At 39.6% G+C, this 16,757-nt stretch carries 15 protein-coding genes; 6 read left to right on the top strand and 9 right to left on the bottom strand.

The window, feature by feature from the left end; all coding sequences use genetic code 11:
- Window positions 1-12 precede the first annotated feature (12 nt).
- Window positions 13-648, top strand: a complete 636-nt coding sequence (locus tag FR7_RS07065; RefSeq protein WP_071524657.1) for an ATP-dependent Clp protease proteolytic subunit — start codon at window positions 13-15, stop codon at window positions 646-648.
- Window positions 649-834: 186 nt separating this feature from the next.
- Here the strand turns inward: FR7_RS07065 and FR7_RS07060 are convergent, their stop codons facing one another.
- The gene (locus FR7_RS07060) at window positions 835-1,206 is read right to left on the bottom strand and encodes an FxLYD domain-containing protein (RefSeq protein WP_007930979.1); all 372 of its coding nucleotides are present in this window, start codon (window positions 1,204-1,206) and stop codon (window positions 835-837) included.
- Between the two features lie 222 nt (window positions 1,207-1,428).
- Between FR7_RS07060 and FR7_RS24705 the strand changes: the two genes are divergently transcribed.
- Entirely contained in the window at window positions 1,429-1,524 is a 96-nt protein-coding gene (locus FR7_RS24705; RefSeq protein ID WP_139181572.1) for an IS3 family transposase, read from the top strand.
- 45 nt (window positions 1,525-1,569) lie between these two features.
- Here FR7_RS24705 and FR7_RS07055 read toward each other — a convergent pair whose 3' ends face one another.
- Together FR7_RS07055 and FR7_RS07050 are read right to left on the bottom strand one after the other, a co-directional pair.
- The gene (locus tag FR7_RS07055; RefSeq protein WP_007930981.1) at window positions 1,570-2,976 is read right to left on the bottom strand and encodes an aspartate ammonia-lyase; all 1,407 of its coding nucleotides are present in this window, start codon (window positions 2,974-2,976) and stop codon (window positions 1,570-1,572) included.
- A gap of 97 nt (window positions 2,977-3,073) precedes the next feature.
- A complete protein-coding gene (locus FR7_RS07050; RefSeq protein ID WP_007930982.1) occupies window positions 3,074-4,477 on the bottom strand; it encodes a DASS family sodium-coupled anion symporter in 1,404 nt (467 codons plus the stop codon).
- Window positions 4,478-4,855: 378 nt separating this feature from the next.
- Here FR7_RS07050 and FR7_RS07045 point away from each other — a divergent pair, with 378 nt between their 5' ends.
- The gene (locus FR7_RS07045; protein ID WP_007930984.1) at window positions 4,856-6,148 is read left to right on the top strand and encodes a sensor histidine kinase; all 1,293 of its coding nucleotides are present in this window, start codon (window positions 4,856-4,858) and stop codon (window positions 6,146-6,148) included.
- Window positions 6,145-7,092: a response regulator gene (locus FR7_RS07040; RefSeq protein WP_237715529.1), complete on the top strand. Its 948-nt coding sequence runs from the start codon at window positions 6,145-6,147 to the stop codon at window positions 7,090-7,092. The genes FR7_RS07045 and FR7_RS07040 overlap by 4 nt, the downstream gene beginning before the upstream one ends.
- Before the next feature lie 84 nt (window positions 7,093-7,176).
- Here FR7_RS07040 and FR7_RS07035 read toward each other — a convergent pair whose 3' ends face one another.
- The 4 genes from FR7_RS07035 to FR7_RS07020 all read right to left on the bottom strand — a co-directional run bounded on the left by FR7_RS07035 (window position 7,177) and on the right by FR7_RS07020 (window position 12,974).
- The gene (locus FR7_RS07035; RefSeq protein ID WP_007930986.1) at window positions 7,177-10,224 is read right to left on the bottom strand and encodes an efflux RND transporter permease subunit; all 3,048 of its coding nucleotides are present in this window, start codon (window positions 10,222-10,224) and stop codon (window positions 7,177-7,179) included.
- Window positions 10,221-11,285 (bottom strand): efflux RND transporter periplasmic adaptor subunit, encoded by a 1,065-nt coding sequence (locus FR7_RS07030; protein ID WP_007930987.1) that lies wholly within the window; start codon window positions 11,283-11,285, stop codon window positions 10,221-10,223. Before FR7_RS07030 ends, FR7_RS07035 begins: the two co-directional genes overlap by 4 nt.
- 109 nt (window positions 11,286-11,394) lie before the next feature.
- Entirely contained in the window at window positions 11,395-11,976 is a 582-nt protein-coding gene (locus tag FR7_RS07025; RefSeq protein ID WP_007930988.1) for a TetR/AcrR family transcriptional regulator, read from the bottom strand.
- Window positions 11,977-12,149: 173 nt separating this feature from the next.
- Complete coding sequence (locus tag FR7_RS07020) at window positions 12,150-12,974, bottom strand: TIM barrel protein (RefSeq protein ID WP_007942764.1); 825 nt, start codon at window positions 12,972-12,974, stop codon at window positions 12,150-12,152.
- 486 nt (window positions 12,975-13,460) lie between these two features.
- On the opposite strand from FR7_RS07020, the gene FR7_RS07015 reads away from it, so the two are divergent.
- Both FR7_RS07015 and zupT read left to right on the top strand, forming a co-directional pair.
- Window positions 13,461-13,784 (top strand): hypothetical protein, encoded by a 324-nt coding sequence (locus FR7_RS07015; protein ID WP_017531302.1) that lies wholly within the window; start codon window positions 13,461-13,463, stop codon window positions 13,782-13,784.
- Window positions 13,785-13,931: 147 nt separating this feature from the next.
- The gene (gene zupT, locus FR7_RS07010; protein ID WP_007930991.1) at window positions 13,932-14,753 is read left to right on the top strand and encodes a zinc transporter ZupT; all 822 of its coding nucleotides are present in this window, start codon (window positions 13,932-13,934) and stop codon (window positions 14,751-14,753) included.
- Between the two features lie 192 nt (window positions 14,754-14,945).
- Here the strand turns inward: zupT and FR7_RS07005 are convergent, their stop codons facing one another.
- The gene (locus FR7_RS07005) at window positions 14,946-15,938 is read right to left on the bottom strand and encodes a beta-ketoacyl-ACP synthase III (protein ID WP_007930992.1); all 993 of its coding nucleotides are present in this window, start codon (window positions 15,936-15,938) and stop codon (window positions 14,946-14,948) included.
- A 226-nt stretch (window positions 15,939-16,164) separates the two neighbouring features.
- Window positions 16,165-16,725 (bottom strand): flavodoxin family protein, encoded by a 561-nt coding sequence (locus tag FR7_RS07000; protein ID WP_007930994.1) that lies wholly within the window; start codon window positions 16,723-16,725, stop codon window positions 16,165-16,167.
- Window positions 16,726-16,757 lie beyond the last annotated feature (32 nt).

Here is a 16,757-nt window from a genome sequence, read left to right as displayed (position 1 = left end):
AAATAGATAGATATGAAGCAGCACCACTCTTTCCATAAAGTGGTGCTCACTTCAAAAGAAAGGAATGATATTGTGGAACATCATGAAAAAGAAAGTTCTCAGGAGAAACTGCAGGAAAGAATATTAAAAACCCGATCGATTATTATTTCCGGTGAAATTAATCAAGCCGTAGCAGCAAAAGTTATGGCCCAGTTATTGATCTTAGAAGAAATGGGAGATCAGCCAATTAAGTTGTTTATTAACAGCCAAGGAGGGCATGTTGAGGCTGGCGATACCATTCACGATATGATCAAATTTATTAAACCACGCGTCATCGTGATTGGTACTGGCTGGGTTGCCAGCGCCGGCATCACCATTTATCTGGCAACGGCTAAAGAAAATCGTTTTTCCCTGCCTAACACTCGCTATATGATTCATCAGCCTCTGGGAGGAGTCCAGGGTCAAGCCAGTGATATTCGAATTGAAGCGGATGAAATTATTAAAATGCGCTCTAGAATCAACAAACTAATTAGTGATGGCACTGGCCAGCCTTTAGAAAAGATAGAAAAAGACACGCAAAGAAATTACTGGCTTGGCGCACAAGAAGCAATCGAATACGGTATTGTAAATCAAATTATTACCGAATCGACAGAGCTAAAGAATCTCTGATCACTAAGATACAACCCAAAATAACCCCTGCAAATTCTCATCTGAGTTTTGCAGGGGTTAATGCATTGTAGGTGAAAAACGTAAGATTTTATGAACCACAAAGGCACAATGCCGCTGATGCGGCACACAAAGGAGAGCACAAAAATATATAAAATCGTTTTATTTTTTAAGAACGTGTCAGCTTTATTATTTGATATATACATCTACACTTGATATGGTAGCTGTAACTGTTCCATCTGGAGCAGAGGGATAGAACTCGAATGCAGCATATTCGTCCTTTAAAACGTCCCGCAGTATGACAACACCATGATCGAGCTGTACTCCTTTGGCATCATAAAAGCCACACCTTAGCCCGATGAATTCGATATCTTTCCCGGAAACATTCTTCAGCGTTCCAACAAAAACATTTGCCCCTTTAGAATCAAAATTCCACCCCGTTCTTTGAAACTTTATTGAATCCGAACTAATTCTTTCGGAAGCGCTGCAAATCCCTAGCACTGCATTCAACATAAATAAAGCAGTCAGGAATACATACAAGTATCTTTTTCTATGTATCATGTTAGCCCCCTTTTGGATAGGATTACCCATGTAATGATCTTTTAGAAATCAAACACCTTGCTACTTTCCATATTATCATTTTTTCTTTTATTATAAAAGCAGAAACTCCTGCAAGACATCTTATGATATGTGCACGCGCACTCGAACCAGTACTCAAAATACGCTCTGCGTTAGCAGATGTATTGATAATGGTCCGATGAAAAGATTCTGGAGAATCATTAAATCCTAGATGTATTTTTTGCAGAAGTTTCATACGAAGATTACAGATTAAAGGGTCTGACTCCGATAGAGTATCGAAATCAGACCTTAGTTGCATAACATTTTTTTCATCTGTCTACTTGACAGGGGCAATTCATTTTTCTATTACATATTAACTAACCTTTTACCAGCTATACCAGGTTGCGTCATTTCCTCTGGAGATAAAATAATATTCATCGCTTCTTGAGTCAATAATCTTTTCTTCAGAATAAGTTCCCTTACTGGACGTCCAGTTTTATAAGCCTCTTTAGCCAACATAGAGGAGTTTTCATATCCAATGTGAGGCAGAAGAGCTGTAACAATACCAACACTTCCTTCTAACCATGCTTCGCATTGTTCTTTGTTTGCTTTTACATTTTGTACACACAATGTATTGAAAGCATCAACGGCATTTGTCAAATACATCATGGAATTGAAGATATTAAATGCCATCACAGGTTCCATTACATTCAATTCAAATTGTCCATTCTCAACACCTAGCGTCACAGCCAAATCATTGCCAATAACCTGATAGCAAGTCTGGTTTAGAACTTCCGGAATCACTGGATTCACTTTACCAGGCATGATGGATGAACCAGGCTGACGTGCTGGTAAATCAAGCTCATTAAGTCCGCAGCGTGGACCAGAGGCCATCATGCGAAAATCATTTGCTATTTTAATCAGAGCCAACGCGGTAACTTTCATCGCTCCAGATACATCAGCAAAAACGTCTGTATTATTCGTAGCATCGACTAGATTATCAGCCGTTACAAATGGTTCTTGAGTCATCTCGGCTAATTGCTTGGCTACCTCACGAATATACTCAGGTTCCGCATTGAGCCCCGTACCAACAGCTGTAGCCCCCATATTTACTTTATATAAACGCCGTAAAACATCTTCTACACGCTCAGCACCACGTCTAACTGATGAAGCATAAGCAGCAAATTCTTGCCCCATGGTGATGGGTACTGCATCTTGCAAATGAGTCCGACCCATTTTGAGAACATCTTGAAACTCTTCTGCCTTTTCATCTAAGGCTAGAGCTAGATTCTGCAGAGATGAAACGAGAATACGACCTTTACGAATGGCACAAACCTTAATCGCGGTCGGAAATGCATCATTCGTTGATTGGGCCATATTGGCATGATTATTTGGTGAAATACGTTCGTAATTACCCTTTTTATCACCAATTAACTCCAATGCACGATTCGAAAGAACTTCATTCATATTCATATTTGCAGAAGTTCCAGCACCGCCTTGAATTGGATCTACGCAAAACTGATCATGTAATTTACCACTGATAATTTCATCCGCAGCAGCAATGATTGCTTCTCCAATGATTTTATCCAGACGACCTGTAAGGATATTAGCTTTTGCCGCCGCTTTTTTTACAATCGCCAGAGAATCTACAAAATCTGAATCTAATTTTTGACCTGTAATCTTAAAATTTTCCATAGCCCGCAGGGTTTGTACTCCATAGTAAACATTATCTGGAACTTCCATTTCACCTAAAAAATCATGTTCTAAATGCATCGCTATTTCCCCCTATAATTTTGTTGTGTGTAGAAGTCAAACTACTTTTGTTCTAATTATCACTTATCTTTTCTACTGCCAAACACTGCATGACGCTTTACCAAATACCAATAACCTTCATCCATGGAACACCAACTCCTAGCCATATCACCAAATGCAGTATAGACAGAATAAAACCAAGTCGCCACCACTCACTTTGTGTAATATAATTCGAACCGAAGAAAATCGGCGATACTCCGCAAGCGTAATGAGTCAAAGTTGAACAAGTATTGGCAAATACCCCTAAGAGAATTGCGGTTAGAAGTACTGGTGCGCCAGCAGCTACAGCTACCGTAGCAAAAGCACTAAAAAGAGCCATAACATGCGCCGTATTACTAGCAAAACCATAATGGATAAAAGTATAAACAATACTTAGTGCAACAAGCACTGTAACCCAAGGAATTCCTACTAATTGTGCTCCTACAAGCTTAGCAAACCAAGTGATAAGACCAAGCTTGGCAAGATAGGCTGCCATATTAACTAAAACGCCCATCCAGACGAGAACGTCCCAAGCACCCTTTTCACTCAAGATGTCATCCCAATTGAGAACATCGGTGATCAGCATAAAAGATAAACCTAAAAGAGCAACAAAGGCTGAATCAAGACCTGTAATACTGCTAGTAGACCAAAGAGCAAGAGCACCGCCAAAGATTAGCAGAAGTACTTTTTCATCTCGACTCATAATACCCATACTCATCAATTCTTTTCGTGCCAGTTCTTTAGCTTCTGGTGTTTTCTTCAATTCTGGCGGGTAAATCTTATATAAAATATATGGTATCAAGATGGTACATACTATGCCTGGAAAGATACACGCTATAAACCATTGGGACCAAGTTATGGTTTGCCCAAATAATTCTTGGGTTAACTTCATAACGACAACATTATTCGATGCACCAGTCAAAAATACGGATGCTGAAATAATAACGCTATTATACGAACTAAATATTAAGAATTTTCCTACCTTACCAGCAGTAGGACCAGGTTCAGAGCCAAACGCTGTACATAAACTGCGGGTTATCGGATAGATAATGCCTCCTCCTCGGGCAGTATTCGATGGGGTAAATGGTGCAACAATAAAGTCCGTTGCAGCCATAGTATAAGCTAACTTTAACGTACTATCGCCAAACTTGCTCATCAAAATATACGCAATTCGCCGACCAAGGCCCGTCTTAATAAAACCCTTAGCAAACATAAACGCTGCTACGATGAGCCAGATGACCGTATTACTAAACCCTTCAAGAGCTTGTCCAGGAGTCAGAACACCGGTAATAACCACTGTTGTTAACCCAATGATAGATGCTGTGCCAATCGCTACTGGCTGTAAAATAAAGGCGGCTATCGTTGCTGTAAATACAGCTAACAAATGCCATGCTGCAGGCTTTATGCCTTCAGGAATGGGACTAAACCAAATGGCCAGTCCAATAAAAATACAAATTAGACCTCGTACTATTTTACAATTCAATCACCGTTACCTCCTTAATCTTATATATAAGAAAAACATGGATAATAGCTTAACAAGAGTTTAATATGCTTGTTAATTTAGGAATACAGTATTTTGTATACATTTTTAAACAAAAAAATTATGACTATCCTCCTCCTTATCAAGTTCTTGTATTATGGTGATTTTTCAGAATTAGGTGGCAATTGCTACAATTGGATTCTATCATACGATCTATAAAATCCAATATAAACCTATATTTTTTTAAATTTTATTTTAAAATTGCCTGAGAAATCACAAAATATTCTTTTATCATGTATAATGTATTTTGTATCATGTATAAGCAACGACAATATAGGCTACTGCACAGACTACGACTCTAAACCAATGAGGTATATCATAATGAAAAGAACATGGCTTTCAGTTTTGTTAATGATCCTAATTGTCCCCTTAGTTGGCGAACTCAAATTTTATCCTTTTGACCATGAATTCAGTTCCTTTCGTGTTAGCTTTGGCTCACCAATCTTTTTATTTTTTTTACTATGGCTACGCAGCACTTCTTTTGCCTTATCCGGATTATTAGTAGGCTTCTCCGTTCTAGTGTTTCGCATAGTATTAGATCTAAGTACGATTGACAGCACATTCTCCTCTAGTTTTATGCTTCGCGTCCCAACCTTTTTTTATTACGTAACATATTCCCTTATTTTTCAATTGGCAAAAGCCAAGGATTTATATAACCAGCCAATGCGTATCGGACTGTTATCCACCCTTGCAGAAATAATCGCTAGTATCGTGGAGCTGATGCTCTCTTTGACCTCTTCAAATGCAGCGGTTATCCTTACTTTCCCCATTATCAGCAAAATCTTAATTATTGCCGTCATACGCAATTTCTTTATTCTGAGCTTCTTTTTTATCATAAATTTACACCATGCAGAAGTCGTAGTAGAACAGCAAAGAGAACAAAATAAGCATATGCTCCTGCTGATTTCCGATTTGTATAAAGAAGGCATCCAGCTTAGAAAATCTTTACAAAATGCGGAAAATATTACCCGGGATTGTTATAACTTATATAAAGATCTGCACAACTCCCAATTGCCATTTGATAAGAACACTTTAGCACAAAGCATACTAGGGATCGCCGGTCAAGTTCATGAAATCAAAAAGGATAATCAGCGAATCTATGCCAGTATCGCCCAGTTAATATCAGATGGTAAATTACATGACTATATGACTGCTTCAGAACTGGCGGATATTATCCTGCAATCCCATCAAAAATATGCGCGTTCCTTGGAAAAAAACATTATCTTTGATTTGCAAATTGATAATTTGTTACCGCCGTTACATGTCTCTACTGTTTTATCCCTTGTCAATAATTTAGTATCCAATGGGGTGGAGTCTATTAAAGATTCTGGCTTCATCAAAATATCTTTTTATCGAATCGGTGAATGCATTGCCTTTCGGGTAGCCGATACTGGAGCAGGAATCCCCCCTAAGAAAAGAAACCTTATTTTCAAACCTGGCTACACGACTAAGTTTGATCCGTCAGGTAATCCCTCGACTGGTATGGGCCTACCGTATATCAAGGATTTAACAACTAGCTTACATGGCAGTATTACCCTGGAAGACGCTCCTCATACTGATGAAACAGTGTTTATCATACAACTGCCACTGCAAAGTGTAATAAAGGAAGGATGATTACGATGCGTTTTTTTATTGTCGATGATGATGAAGCGATCCGATCTATGCTAGCTGAAATAATTGAGGATTATGATCTTGGAGAGGTAATTGGAGAAGCAGAAAATGGTGCCGCTATTGACGGCAACTTATTAACGGTGAAAGCCATTGATATCCTGATTATTGATTTATTAATGCCGATACGCGATGGAATTCAAACTGTCCGTGAGTTGATCCCCACCTACAAGGGTGGAATTATTATGCTTTCGCAAGTAGAAGATAAAGAAATGATCGGCAATGCCTATTCTCTTGGTGTACATTATTATATTACGAAACCCATCAATCGACTTGAAGTGCTCAGCATCATTCAAAATGTGATGGAACACATTCGACTGCAAAATGTCATATGCAATATTGAAAAGAACCTAAATGTATTAAATTCTGAAAAAGTCATTCATACATCCACACCGATCACAACAAAAAGAAATGCTATTAGTGCCTCAGGACAAGATTTACTTGCCCAGCTGGGAATGATCGGGGAAAGCGGCAGTAAAGACTTACTGGACATGCTAGACTATTTATGCATATCTGAAAATGAAGAACCGATTAATCACGAATTCCCTTCATTAAAAGATATTTTTACTAGTGTAGCAATGAAAAAACTAGGTATGAAAACACCTAATCCAAATGACATAAAGAAAGAAGCTAAAGCCATAGAACAGCGAGTACGCAGAACAATCTTTCAAGGAATAACCCATTTAGCCTCTCTTGGCATTATAGATTATACCAATCCAACGTTTGAAGAGTATACTCCGAAGTTTTTTGATTTTACCGAAATTAGAAAAATAATGCTCAACTTACAAAGTAATATAAAACCGTCTATTGGAAATTCACGTATTAATATTAAAAGGTTTGTGAAAGTATTATTTATTGAAGCGAAAAAAGCCAATAACTTACTCTCTTAAATCCTGCTTATAACAATGAACTCCTGCAAAGCTTCAACAGCCTCGCAGGAGTTCATTGTTTTCTACAATTGATCTTTACATTTTTTAGTCATTCGATTTCACCTTAAACCAGGCAGCATACATGGTGGGCAATACTAATAATGTTAAAATCGTCGCGCCCAGCAATCCACCGGCAATGGCTACTGCCATGGGTCCCCAGAAAGTACTGGGGATCAAAGGAACCATGCCCAATATGGCAGCTGCTGCTGTAAGCATAATGGGACGAAATCTTAATATAGCAGAGTCAATGATAGCATCCCAGGGGCTTTCACCCGCTTTGATATGCTGTTCAATCTGATCGATTAAGATAACTGAGTTTCGAATGATCATGCCGCTAAGGGCTAGAATACCAAGCTCCGCGACAAATCCCATTGGCCGCTGAGTGAGCAGCATAGAGAGGCTGACTCCGATAATGCCTAAAGGTGCCGTGAGGACAGCTAGGATCATAAGGGAAACTTTTTGGAGCTGAATCATCAGCAAAGTTACAATAATGAGTATCATCACCGGAACAGGCTTAAGCAAGAACTCCATGGATTCCTGACTGCGCTCTAGAGAACCGCCAATCGTAATACTATAACCGGGAGGCAGGCTCTGACGCAGGGCTGCAAGGTCTTCATATACTTTTTTAGTTGCATCATTCCCCGTTATTTCTGGTCTTACATCAGCCTGAACGGTGATAGTCGGTTTGAGATCACGCCGCCAAATCATCCCGTCTTCCGCATCATAGCTGATTTTGGCAATTTGATCGAGAGGAACAAATTTGCCACTGCCAATATGAATGGGAAGATCTTTAATGGCAGAAAGATCTTTGCGATTTTGAGAATCCATGCGAAAGACAATACCGATCGTTTTATCCTGTTCGTAAAACTCCGCAATGGATGCTCCTGATAACTGCGTTTGTAAGTCAAGGGCTAAGGTTTGGCTGTTAATCCCTAGCAGCCTTGCCTTATCCTGATCAACTGACAAATGCATGACTTTATTTTTTTCATTCCAGTCAAAATTAATGTTATGCAGATTTGAATTTGCGCGCATCACATCACTGACCTCTTTGGCAATGGTTCGCACCTGTTCATGGTCATATCCGCTAACCCTTAGCATAACAGGATAAGGAGAAGGCGGTCCCGTTTGAATGAATTTTACATGTCCCCGCACATTCGCAAAATCCTCTGTAAAAATGGTATTAATTTTAGTATTTAATGCCTCCCGTGCCTCTAAATCCTTGGCAACAATGACAAACTGGGCATAGTTGGCTGCCGGCAGTTTCGGATCAGAAGTTAGTACAAAACGAGGCGCTCCTTGCCCCACATAATAACTGTAATTGTTAATGTTAGGATCATCCTGAAGCTGCTCGGCAAGTCTTTGGGCTTCCTGCTGAGTAGCAAGTAAAGAAGAGCCTTCCGGTAACGTCATCTCTACAATCAGTTCGGGACGTACAGATGGCGGAAAGAACTCTTGTTTTATAAGTGTAAGCAGACCAAGGGAGCTAATAAAACATGCTATGGTAATCCCCAGTACTAGTTTACGATGATACAAGCACCAAGTAAGTATCCTGCGAAAGAATCGATAAAATCTCGAATCATATGGATCATGAGCTTTGTCTTCTTTTGCTTTTGGATTAATAAGCTTATACCCCAGCAAAGGAGTTACTAAAACCGATACAAGCCATGAAATTAATAGCGCAATGGTTACTACCGTAAAAATACTGCTGGTAAATTCTGATGCAGCCCCTTTCGAAAATCCGATAGGAATGAAACCTGCACAAGTGATTAACGTCCCCGTAAGCATCGGAAAAGCAGTTGCCGTATAGGCATAGCAGGCAGCATCGAATTTGCTCCAGCCCTGTTCCAGCTTTACCGTCATCATTTCTACCGCAATAATAGCATCATCAACCAAGAGGCCCAAAGCAATGATCAGCGCCCCTAAGGAGACTTTGTGAAGATCAATTCCAAAGACTTGCATACATGCAAAAATGCCGGCTATTACCAAGGGAATGCATAGGGCCACAACGATCCCAGCTCTAACACCAAGACTTAAGAAGCTAACAACCAGCACAATGATAATCGCTTCTTTAAGGGATTTAGTAAATTCGCCAATGGATTCTTTAACGACCTCTGGCTGATTCGAAACCTGATGAATCTCCAGGCCAAGAGGCAAATCCTGCTTAATTTGCTTTATGGTTTTTTCCAGATCTGTTCCCAAAGTAAGTACATTACCGCCTTTATCCATAGCAAGGGCAATACCGATTGCCGGCTGACCGTTATAATACATCCTGGGTTCCATCGGTTCGGTATAACTGCGCTGAATCTTTGCTACATCTTCCAAACGGAAGGTACGATCATTGGCACGAATCGGCAGGTTCTTAAGATTGTCTATATTCTCAAATATCCCGCTAACCCGCAAATACACATTATCCGTTGCGGTTTCTACCATACCGGACGCTGCCATAGGACTTTGTGTTTTCACAGCATTAATAATCAAATTGGGGTCAACGCCAAGCTGGGCCAATTTGCTATTTTCCATCTCAATATAGATTTTTTCCGTTTGTACACCAATTAAATCTGCCTTCTTAACACTTTTGACTCCAAGCAGCGTCCTGCGTACTTGCTCCGCATTTTCCCGCATTTCTTCATAGCTGTATCCATCGGAGGTAATAGCATAAATGCAGCCGAATACATCGTCAAAGCGGTCATTAAAAGAAGGTCCTGCTATCCCCTGAGGCAGTGTGCTTTTCATGTCATTTACCATATTCCGCACTTCCAGCCAAGTAGGACGGACGTCTTTTTCATTTACCGTATCTTTTAATGTGACATAAATAACAGCTTTTCCCGGCTGAGAATAGCTTCTTAAATAGTTAATACCCGGCACATCCTGCAGTTTTTTTTCAATTTTGTCAGTAACCTGTTCTTCTACTTGAAGAGCGCTGGCTCCAGGCCAGGATACAGATACAATCATTTGACGAATAACAAAATCAGGATCTTCCATTCTCCCCAGCTGCTGATAGGAAAAGATCCCCATAATAAAAGTCACTACTACCAAGAAATAAACTAATTGTTTGTGATTCAGTGCCCACTGGGTTAAATTCAGGTTCTTCATATGCGCACCTTCTCTCCTTCATGCAGCTTTTGCACTCCTGCCGTAACAATAACATCTCCATCCTGGAGTCCTTCCAGTACTTGAACCTTATTATCCCCGAAAGCACCTACTTTGATAGGACGCAAGGTTACCGCTTCATTGACAATAACCCATACATGTGGAATGTCCCCAGTCTGGTAAATGGCCGAAAGAGGAATATAGGTAACCGGCTGACCGCCGGCTTGGACAATCATAACATTGGCTGTCATTCCTAAATTGATGTCAGCAGGAGGATTGACTAAACTAATGCGTACTTTATAAGTTCTAGATACCTTATCAGCAATTGGTGAAATCTCTCTAATATTTCCTTGGACCGTCACATTCGGCAAGGCCCAGAAGACAACTTGAATTTGCTCAGTCTTACGCAGCTCATCCACTCGATTTTCTGGAACATTAATTTCAATTTCCCTCTCTCCATCCTTAACCAGGGTAAGTACTGCCTGGCCCGCACTTACTACCTGGCCGGCTTCTACGCTGATGCTGGAAACAACACCACCGCTGTCAGCAACTAGTGTGCTATAACCTAACTGGTTGCTGCCCTGGGTATATTGAGCGGCAGATTGACGAACAGCAGACTGAGCAACCTCATAATTATTTTGATACTGATCCAATTGGGCACGACTGATCGCTCCCTGCTCAAAGAGAGTACGATAACGTTCCAGATTTGCTGCAGCTAATTGCAGCTGGGACTGGGCAGAAGAAACTTGAGCCGAAGAAATATTGACATTTTGCTGAATATCCTTAGCATCAATTTCCATTAATACATCGCCAGGACTCACTTTACTGCCAAGATCAACATTTCTTTTTATAATTTTCCCACTTACTTGGAAAGCAAGCTGGGTTTCATAGCGACCGCGAACTTCACCAGAGTAGTTTGCACTTTGGCCGGAACTGTTTATTTTTACTGTTTCTGAACGAACCAGAGGTATGTCTTCTGTCGTTGTGGCTGCCTTGGAACAACCAGAAACCAGTAACGATGTAATACTTAAAATTACAATGGTATTTATGATACTTTTCTTCACGTGGATTACCTCCCTATTATATTATTACCGATAAACTATTTTAGTGTTATAGTTTATCGAGGGTAAAGTATAACATGATTGAACGAATCATGAACGAAACATACAGCTGCTATTTCTTCACAAGTGCATGAACAATAAAATCAATTAATACATCTGTATAATACTCTTGTTTATCTTGATTTGCGAGAAATTGGCCCGTTCGCATATAACTAAAAGATTGGAACAGTTTAAAACCGGCATATGCTATCACCTTTTCATCCACTTCCCGAAAAAGCCCTTGTTGTTTTCCTTCATTAACAATAGCAGCAATCCGAGTGATAATTTCTTGATCAATCAGTGTATGATATTTTCGGCTCAAAAAGGCTGAGAACAAAGCATCATCATTCTTTAGTATCCTGGTTACAAAGGTATCTTCATTAAAGTAAGATATTGCACTTTTAATGAGGTGAATTAATCGCTCTAATGGATCGGCGATTTCACACACTTGAGAAAACAAAATCTCCACAGTTTTATGACATTCCCTTGTTATTAAACAAGTAAACAGATCTTCTTTATCTTTAAAATGCTCATAAATTGTTTTTTTAGAAATTTTACAATCTCTGCTGATTTCGTCCATTGTCGTTTTCTTAAAGCCAAAACGATCCAATCTATCTTTGGCCTTATCAAGAATATTATTTTTTATATCATCCATAATGATCACCTGCTGTTTATTATTGAATTTCGATATAAGAAATTTTCCATTAATCTCCCTACCCATAAACTATTATAGTATTTTAGTTTCCAAAATGCAATAAAAAAAGCAGAGAAAAGATCGAGAGGACATTATTCCATTGCTCTTCTTCCGCCAAATAGTAATTCCTGTTATTATAATGTTTCGTATGTCTTTTTCAACAATAAAGCATCGTATTCAACTCTTGGACCTTCACATATAACACAGCCCTTCACATTGAAATCTTTTAGTGCTTGTAAGCAGGCTTTAAAGTTAAAGTCACTTTCCTCTAAGGGAAGGTGATGCCTCTCACCTTTTTCGCTGTACTGAATTCCCCCCATATGAATATGAAGATCATGTAAAGCAGCCTGCCCTAATTCATCTGCTATATATTGAAGTAGTTTGGCAAAATCATCATACCCCTTTAAGCTGCCGTTGTTTCTCGCATGTATGTGAGCAAAATCAACACATAGTTTGCACGAACTGACTTCTTTACACAAAGATACTAATTCTTCAAGTGTTCCGAATTGCGTTCCTTTTCCAGTAGTCTCTAATCGATAATCAATTCCTTTATATGGCAGTCTGGATAAATTTTGTCGTATCGTATCATACGTCATCTCTTTAGAATCCTTCAGATAAAATCCTGGGTGGAAAATAAGACTTCGCCCTTGGACTTTGGCTAGAGCCTCTGCCGCATTTATGATTCTTTGCATTGATTCCTCTTGTTTCTTCCATTCATCTGCATTTAAATTTATATAATAGGATCCATGAGCCGATAAATAAAAGTCATTTTTGAGTTTGTTTTCCAATATAGCATCTTTGTTCTTATCCGATACATTGACAGACCTGACAAAAAGAAGTTCCATTGCATCAAGACCAAACCCTTTCAAATAGGTTATCCCGGACGCATAGTTAAATTTATGACCATTACCGATAGGAAGACCAGATATCCCAAAAAGAAGTCTATTTATCCCCCTCACCTTCCCTGTTAATATGCCATTTTATCCTACATTACCCACAGCGATCAGAATGAGTATCACCTCAACAGCTGCATAACCATTTCCGAGGAAATAGTTCCTAGAGCACTATGTACAAACCAATTCTATGATTCTTCGTTAGTCTGATTCACAAATGCTTCGATTATACGTTTCATATAGTTCAGCATAGCTTCTTCTAATATATACCACCTCTTGCAGAGATGAACAAATACTCAGTAATTTCTTCTGGGTGAAATCCTTACTATTTAATCATAGCGTCACCCTACTGCTAGTACCGCTGTCCTTTTATTTTTATCCTAATATAAAAACCTCAGATTTAGATATGTTTCTTCTCCAAGAGATTGGAACAGCCCGACGTACTGGCTTTACAGGTGCAATGGCGTTAAATTAACACGCATCTGGTCTAATTTTATGAATGGCTCACATGCTATATTGATACTAAATTCCCATTTAATGGGGTGCAATTTGTTGAAAGAGTATAAAGAAGTACCAGATGATTCCTTATTTTATGACTTAACTCCAGAAGAAATCGCTCTACTTTTTTATCTATTAGGCATTATTATGGCACAGTCCTTAACGATCGATGAAATTAATCTTTTAGCAAATGGTTTATTGGAAGCAGCACAAGTGATGCTTGTCATTGCCGCCCAAAGAGTCTTAATTAATGACGCCATCAGCGCACAGCAAAACGAGGAAGAAAAAAAATCCACTGAAAAATTAGAGTTAGAGGTAAAAAAACTACAAGACCAAATTGAGCAATTACAAAAACAAATTAATGAATTAAAGAGATAATAGGATAGACCGTACAAGGTTTCATGATCTTTGCACGGTCTTATTTTCTGTTTAATTGATTACACCCTACCACCAATCTAAGATGGCTCCAGTGCAGGAAAGTAAAAGAAAAAAATAGAATAAGAGCAAAAAAGGGAGGCATATAATATGGCGACAGAAAATCTATGGGCAGCTTTTGGTCTTACTCTATTTGCCGGGTTATGCACAGGAATCGGAAGTGCACTGGCCTTTTTGACAAAACGAACCAATAAAAAATTTCTTTCACTCGCGTTAGGATTTTCAGCAGGTGTAATGATTTATGTTTCCATGATAGAAATATTTAGAAAAGCGCAGGATTCTCTAATACTAGGGCTTGGCGAGAAAATGGGATCGTGGATTACCGTGATATCCTTTTTTGGGGGTATGTTGTTTATTGCTGCAATTGATAAACTAATTCCTTCCCATGAAAATCCACATGAAATGCATAGTGTTGAAGAAATTGCCGACTCAGAAAAAGCAATGCTTCCTACCAATGAAAAAAAATTGCTTCGCATGGGGACTTTTACAGCTCTAGCCGTGGCTATTCACAATTTTCCAGAGGGATTTGCAACGTTAATTGCATCATTACAAGATCCTGCTCTAGGTGTAAGCATCGCTATCGCTGTAGCCATTCACAATATCCCAGAAGGAATTGCAGTATCGATTCCTCTTTATTACGCAACAGGCAGTCATAAAAAAGCCTTCTATTACTCTTTTCTTTCCGGATTAGCAGAACCTGCTGGTGCAATTATTGGATATTTGATTTTAGCGCCTTTTATGACAGATACCCTCTTTGGTATCGTTTTTGCAGGTGTGGGCGGCATCATGGTCTTTATTTCATTAGATCAATTATTGCCTACTGCCCGGGAATACGGGGAGCATCATTTATCCATTTATGGTCTAGTCTTAGGGATGATGCTCATGGCTGTCAGTCTATTACTATTTATGTGATGAAAAAAACGCTATGCGTCCTTTAAAAAATAGAAAGGAAACCGAACCACAGAGGCGCAGAGAACACTGAGAAAAAATAGATACGGTTAAAATCTCTGTGCTCTCTGCGAACTCTGTGCCCTCTGTGTTCAACGTTCCCCTAAACTTATAAATTCTGATACTATAAGGAAAACGCTATGCATCCACTAATTTTTATTTGCACCATTTCATAATGCTGGACGCCCAGGTTAATCCTCCGCCAAATCCTGCTAACGCAACAATATCACCCGATTTAATTGCTCCTGACTTTACAGCCTCATCAAGAGCAATTGGTATGGAAGCTGCAGAAGTGTTTCCATACTTATTAATGTTTACAACTACTTTCTCCATTGGTATACCAAGCCTTTTCGCTGCTGATTGGATGATGCGAATATTGGCTTGATGAGGCACAAGATATGTGATGTCACTGGCAGTAAGGTTTGCATTCTTCAAGGCCTTGAGTGTAGTTTCTCCCATTACCTTGACTGCAAATTTAAAAACCTCATTTCCATTCATATAAATAAAATGCTGTTTCTGAAGTATCGTTTCCATGGTTGCAGGATGACGTGAACCACCGGCCGGTATTTTCAAAAGCTCTGCACCACCGCCATCTGCCCCTAAATCCACTCCTAGGATACCATAGCCTTCTGGTGTCTCACCTAGAACAGCAGCTCCTGCTCCATCACCAAACAGCATCCCCGTATTACGATCGCTCCAATCCGTAAATCGAGACAGGGTTTCTGCACCAATTACCAAGACTTTACGATACGTACCTGCTTTAATAAATTGACTGCCGGTTATCATGGCATATAAAAAACCGGAACAAACTGCAGAAATATCAAAGGCAGCAGCGTTTACCGCTTTGATATTCTCCTGCACTACACATGCTGTTGCCGGAAACACCATATCCGGCGACGCCGTTGCTACGATAATTAAGTCTATTTCCGCTGGGGAAATTTTAGCATCCTCTAATGCTTTTTGACCTGCTTTAGCAGCCAAATCTGACGTAGATTCATTCTCTGCCGCAACACGCCGTTCATGAATCCCTGTACGCTCAACAATCCATTGATCAGAGGTATCCATTCTTTCTTCCAAGTCCTTATTTGTCATGATCCGTTGAGGCACATAAGACCCTAGACCAATAATGCCAACGCATTTTTTATTCATTTCATAGCCCTCCCATTATTTAAAACTCTTAGGTTATTCTTAAAAAATGCCACTTCTAATCCCTATTATAGCACCTGGTATTAATACCAGGCAATATATTTTACTATATACTTACAACCATACCACGGAATGACGAAATAATGAGTCATAAAATGGCACCAGATATCCTTTGATACCTGGTGCCATCCAATTTTGCTCTTTTATTAAATTTTGCTTAACTTTCTTTCTATTCAGCAAGCCAGGCACCCATTCGCCTGGCTTCCGCCATTATTTCCCTTTGTTTGTGCAAATCCTCCGGCTTACGTGTTCCTCCAGCGATGAGAATTTTGTAAAGGCCAAAACCAAGAAAGGAAAGATTCTTACCCATATGTTCAAAATAGTGGTGAAACATAGAAGTATCAGGTCTGACCTGTGTAATCGCCAGCAAGACCTTCTTGCCGGGAGCTAAGTAACTGGAATAATCGTGTTTTATGAAAGGGTACAAACGATCAATCACCTGTTTCAATTGTGCTGTCATCTGCCACATATATACGGGCGTAGCAAAAATGATGCCGTTGGCACCGGCTATTTCATCGTACAATTCCTGCATATCATCCTGCAGGATGCAGCGGTGGCTTTCTCCTTTACAGGCGTAACAACTCTGACAGCCTGTTATATTCATAGCATTAAGGTAATAAGACTTAATCTCAGCCCCTTGCTCACTTGCCCCTCTGCTGATTTCTTCTGCCATTGCAGCTGTGGAACCGTGCTTACGCGGACTGCCATTAAGAACAAGAATTTTTGCCATATGTATACCTCCATCTTTGGATATCTACATCA

Source organism: Pelosinus fermentans DSM 17108, assembly GCF_000271485.2.
Taxonomy (GTDB): domain Bacteria; phylum Bacillota; class Negativicutes; order DSM-13327; family DSM-13327; genus Pelosinus; species Pelosinus fermentans.
The sequence above is the reverse complement of the archived record's forward strand: the minus strand, read 5'-3'. Positions and strand labels throughout refer to the sequence as shown.

Bases quoted from the DNA above. Each gene is read 5' to 3' on its own strand.
- FR7_RS07065 (WP_071524657.1), top strand. From the start codon at position 13: ATGAAGCAGCACCACTCTTTCCATAAAGTGGTGCTCACTTCAAAAGAA.
- FR7_RS07060 (WP_007930979.1), bottom strand. From the start codon at position 1,206: ATGATACATAGAAAAAGATACTTGTATGTATTCCTGACTGCTTTATTT.
- FR7_RS07055 (WP_007930981.1), bottom strand. From the start codon at position 2,976: ATGCATTTAGAACATGATTTTTTAGGTGAAATGGAAGTTCCAGATAAT.
- FR7_RS07045 (WP_007930984.1), top strand. From the start codon at position 4,856: ATGAAAAGAACATGGCTTTCAGTTTTGTTAATGATCCTAATTGTCCCC.
- FR7_RS07040 (WP_237715529.1), top strand. From the start codon at position 6,145: ATGATTACGATGCGTTTTTTTATTGTCGATGATGATGAAGCGATCCGA.
- FR7_RS07035 (WP_007930986.1), bottom strand. From the start codon at position 10,224: ATGAAGAACCTGAATTTAACCCAGTGGGCACTGAATCACAAACAATTA.
- FR7_RS07025 (WP_007930988.1), bottom strand. From the start codon at position 11,976: ATGGATGATATAAAAAATAATATTCTTGATAAGGCCAAAGATAGATTG.
- zupT (WP_007930991.1), top strand. From the start codon at position 13,932: ATGGCGACAGAAAATCTATGGGCAGCTTTTGGTCTTACTCTATTTGCC.
- FR7_RS07005 (WP_007930992.1), bottom strand. From the start codon at position 15,938: ATGAATAAAAAATGCGTTGGCATTATTGGTCTAGGGTCTTATGTGCCT.
- FR7_RS07000 (WP_007930994.1), bottom strand. From the start codon at position 16,725: ATGGCAAAAATTCTTGTTCTTAATGGCAGTCCGCGTAAGCACGGTTCC.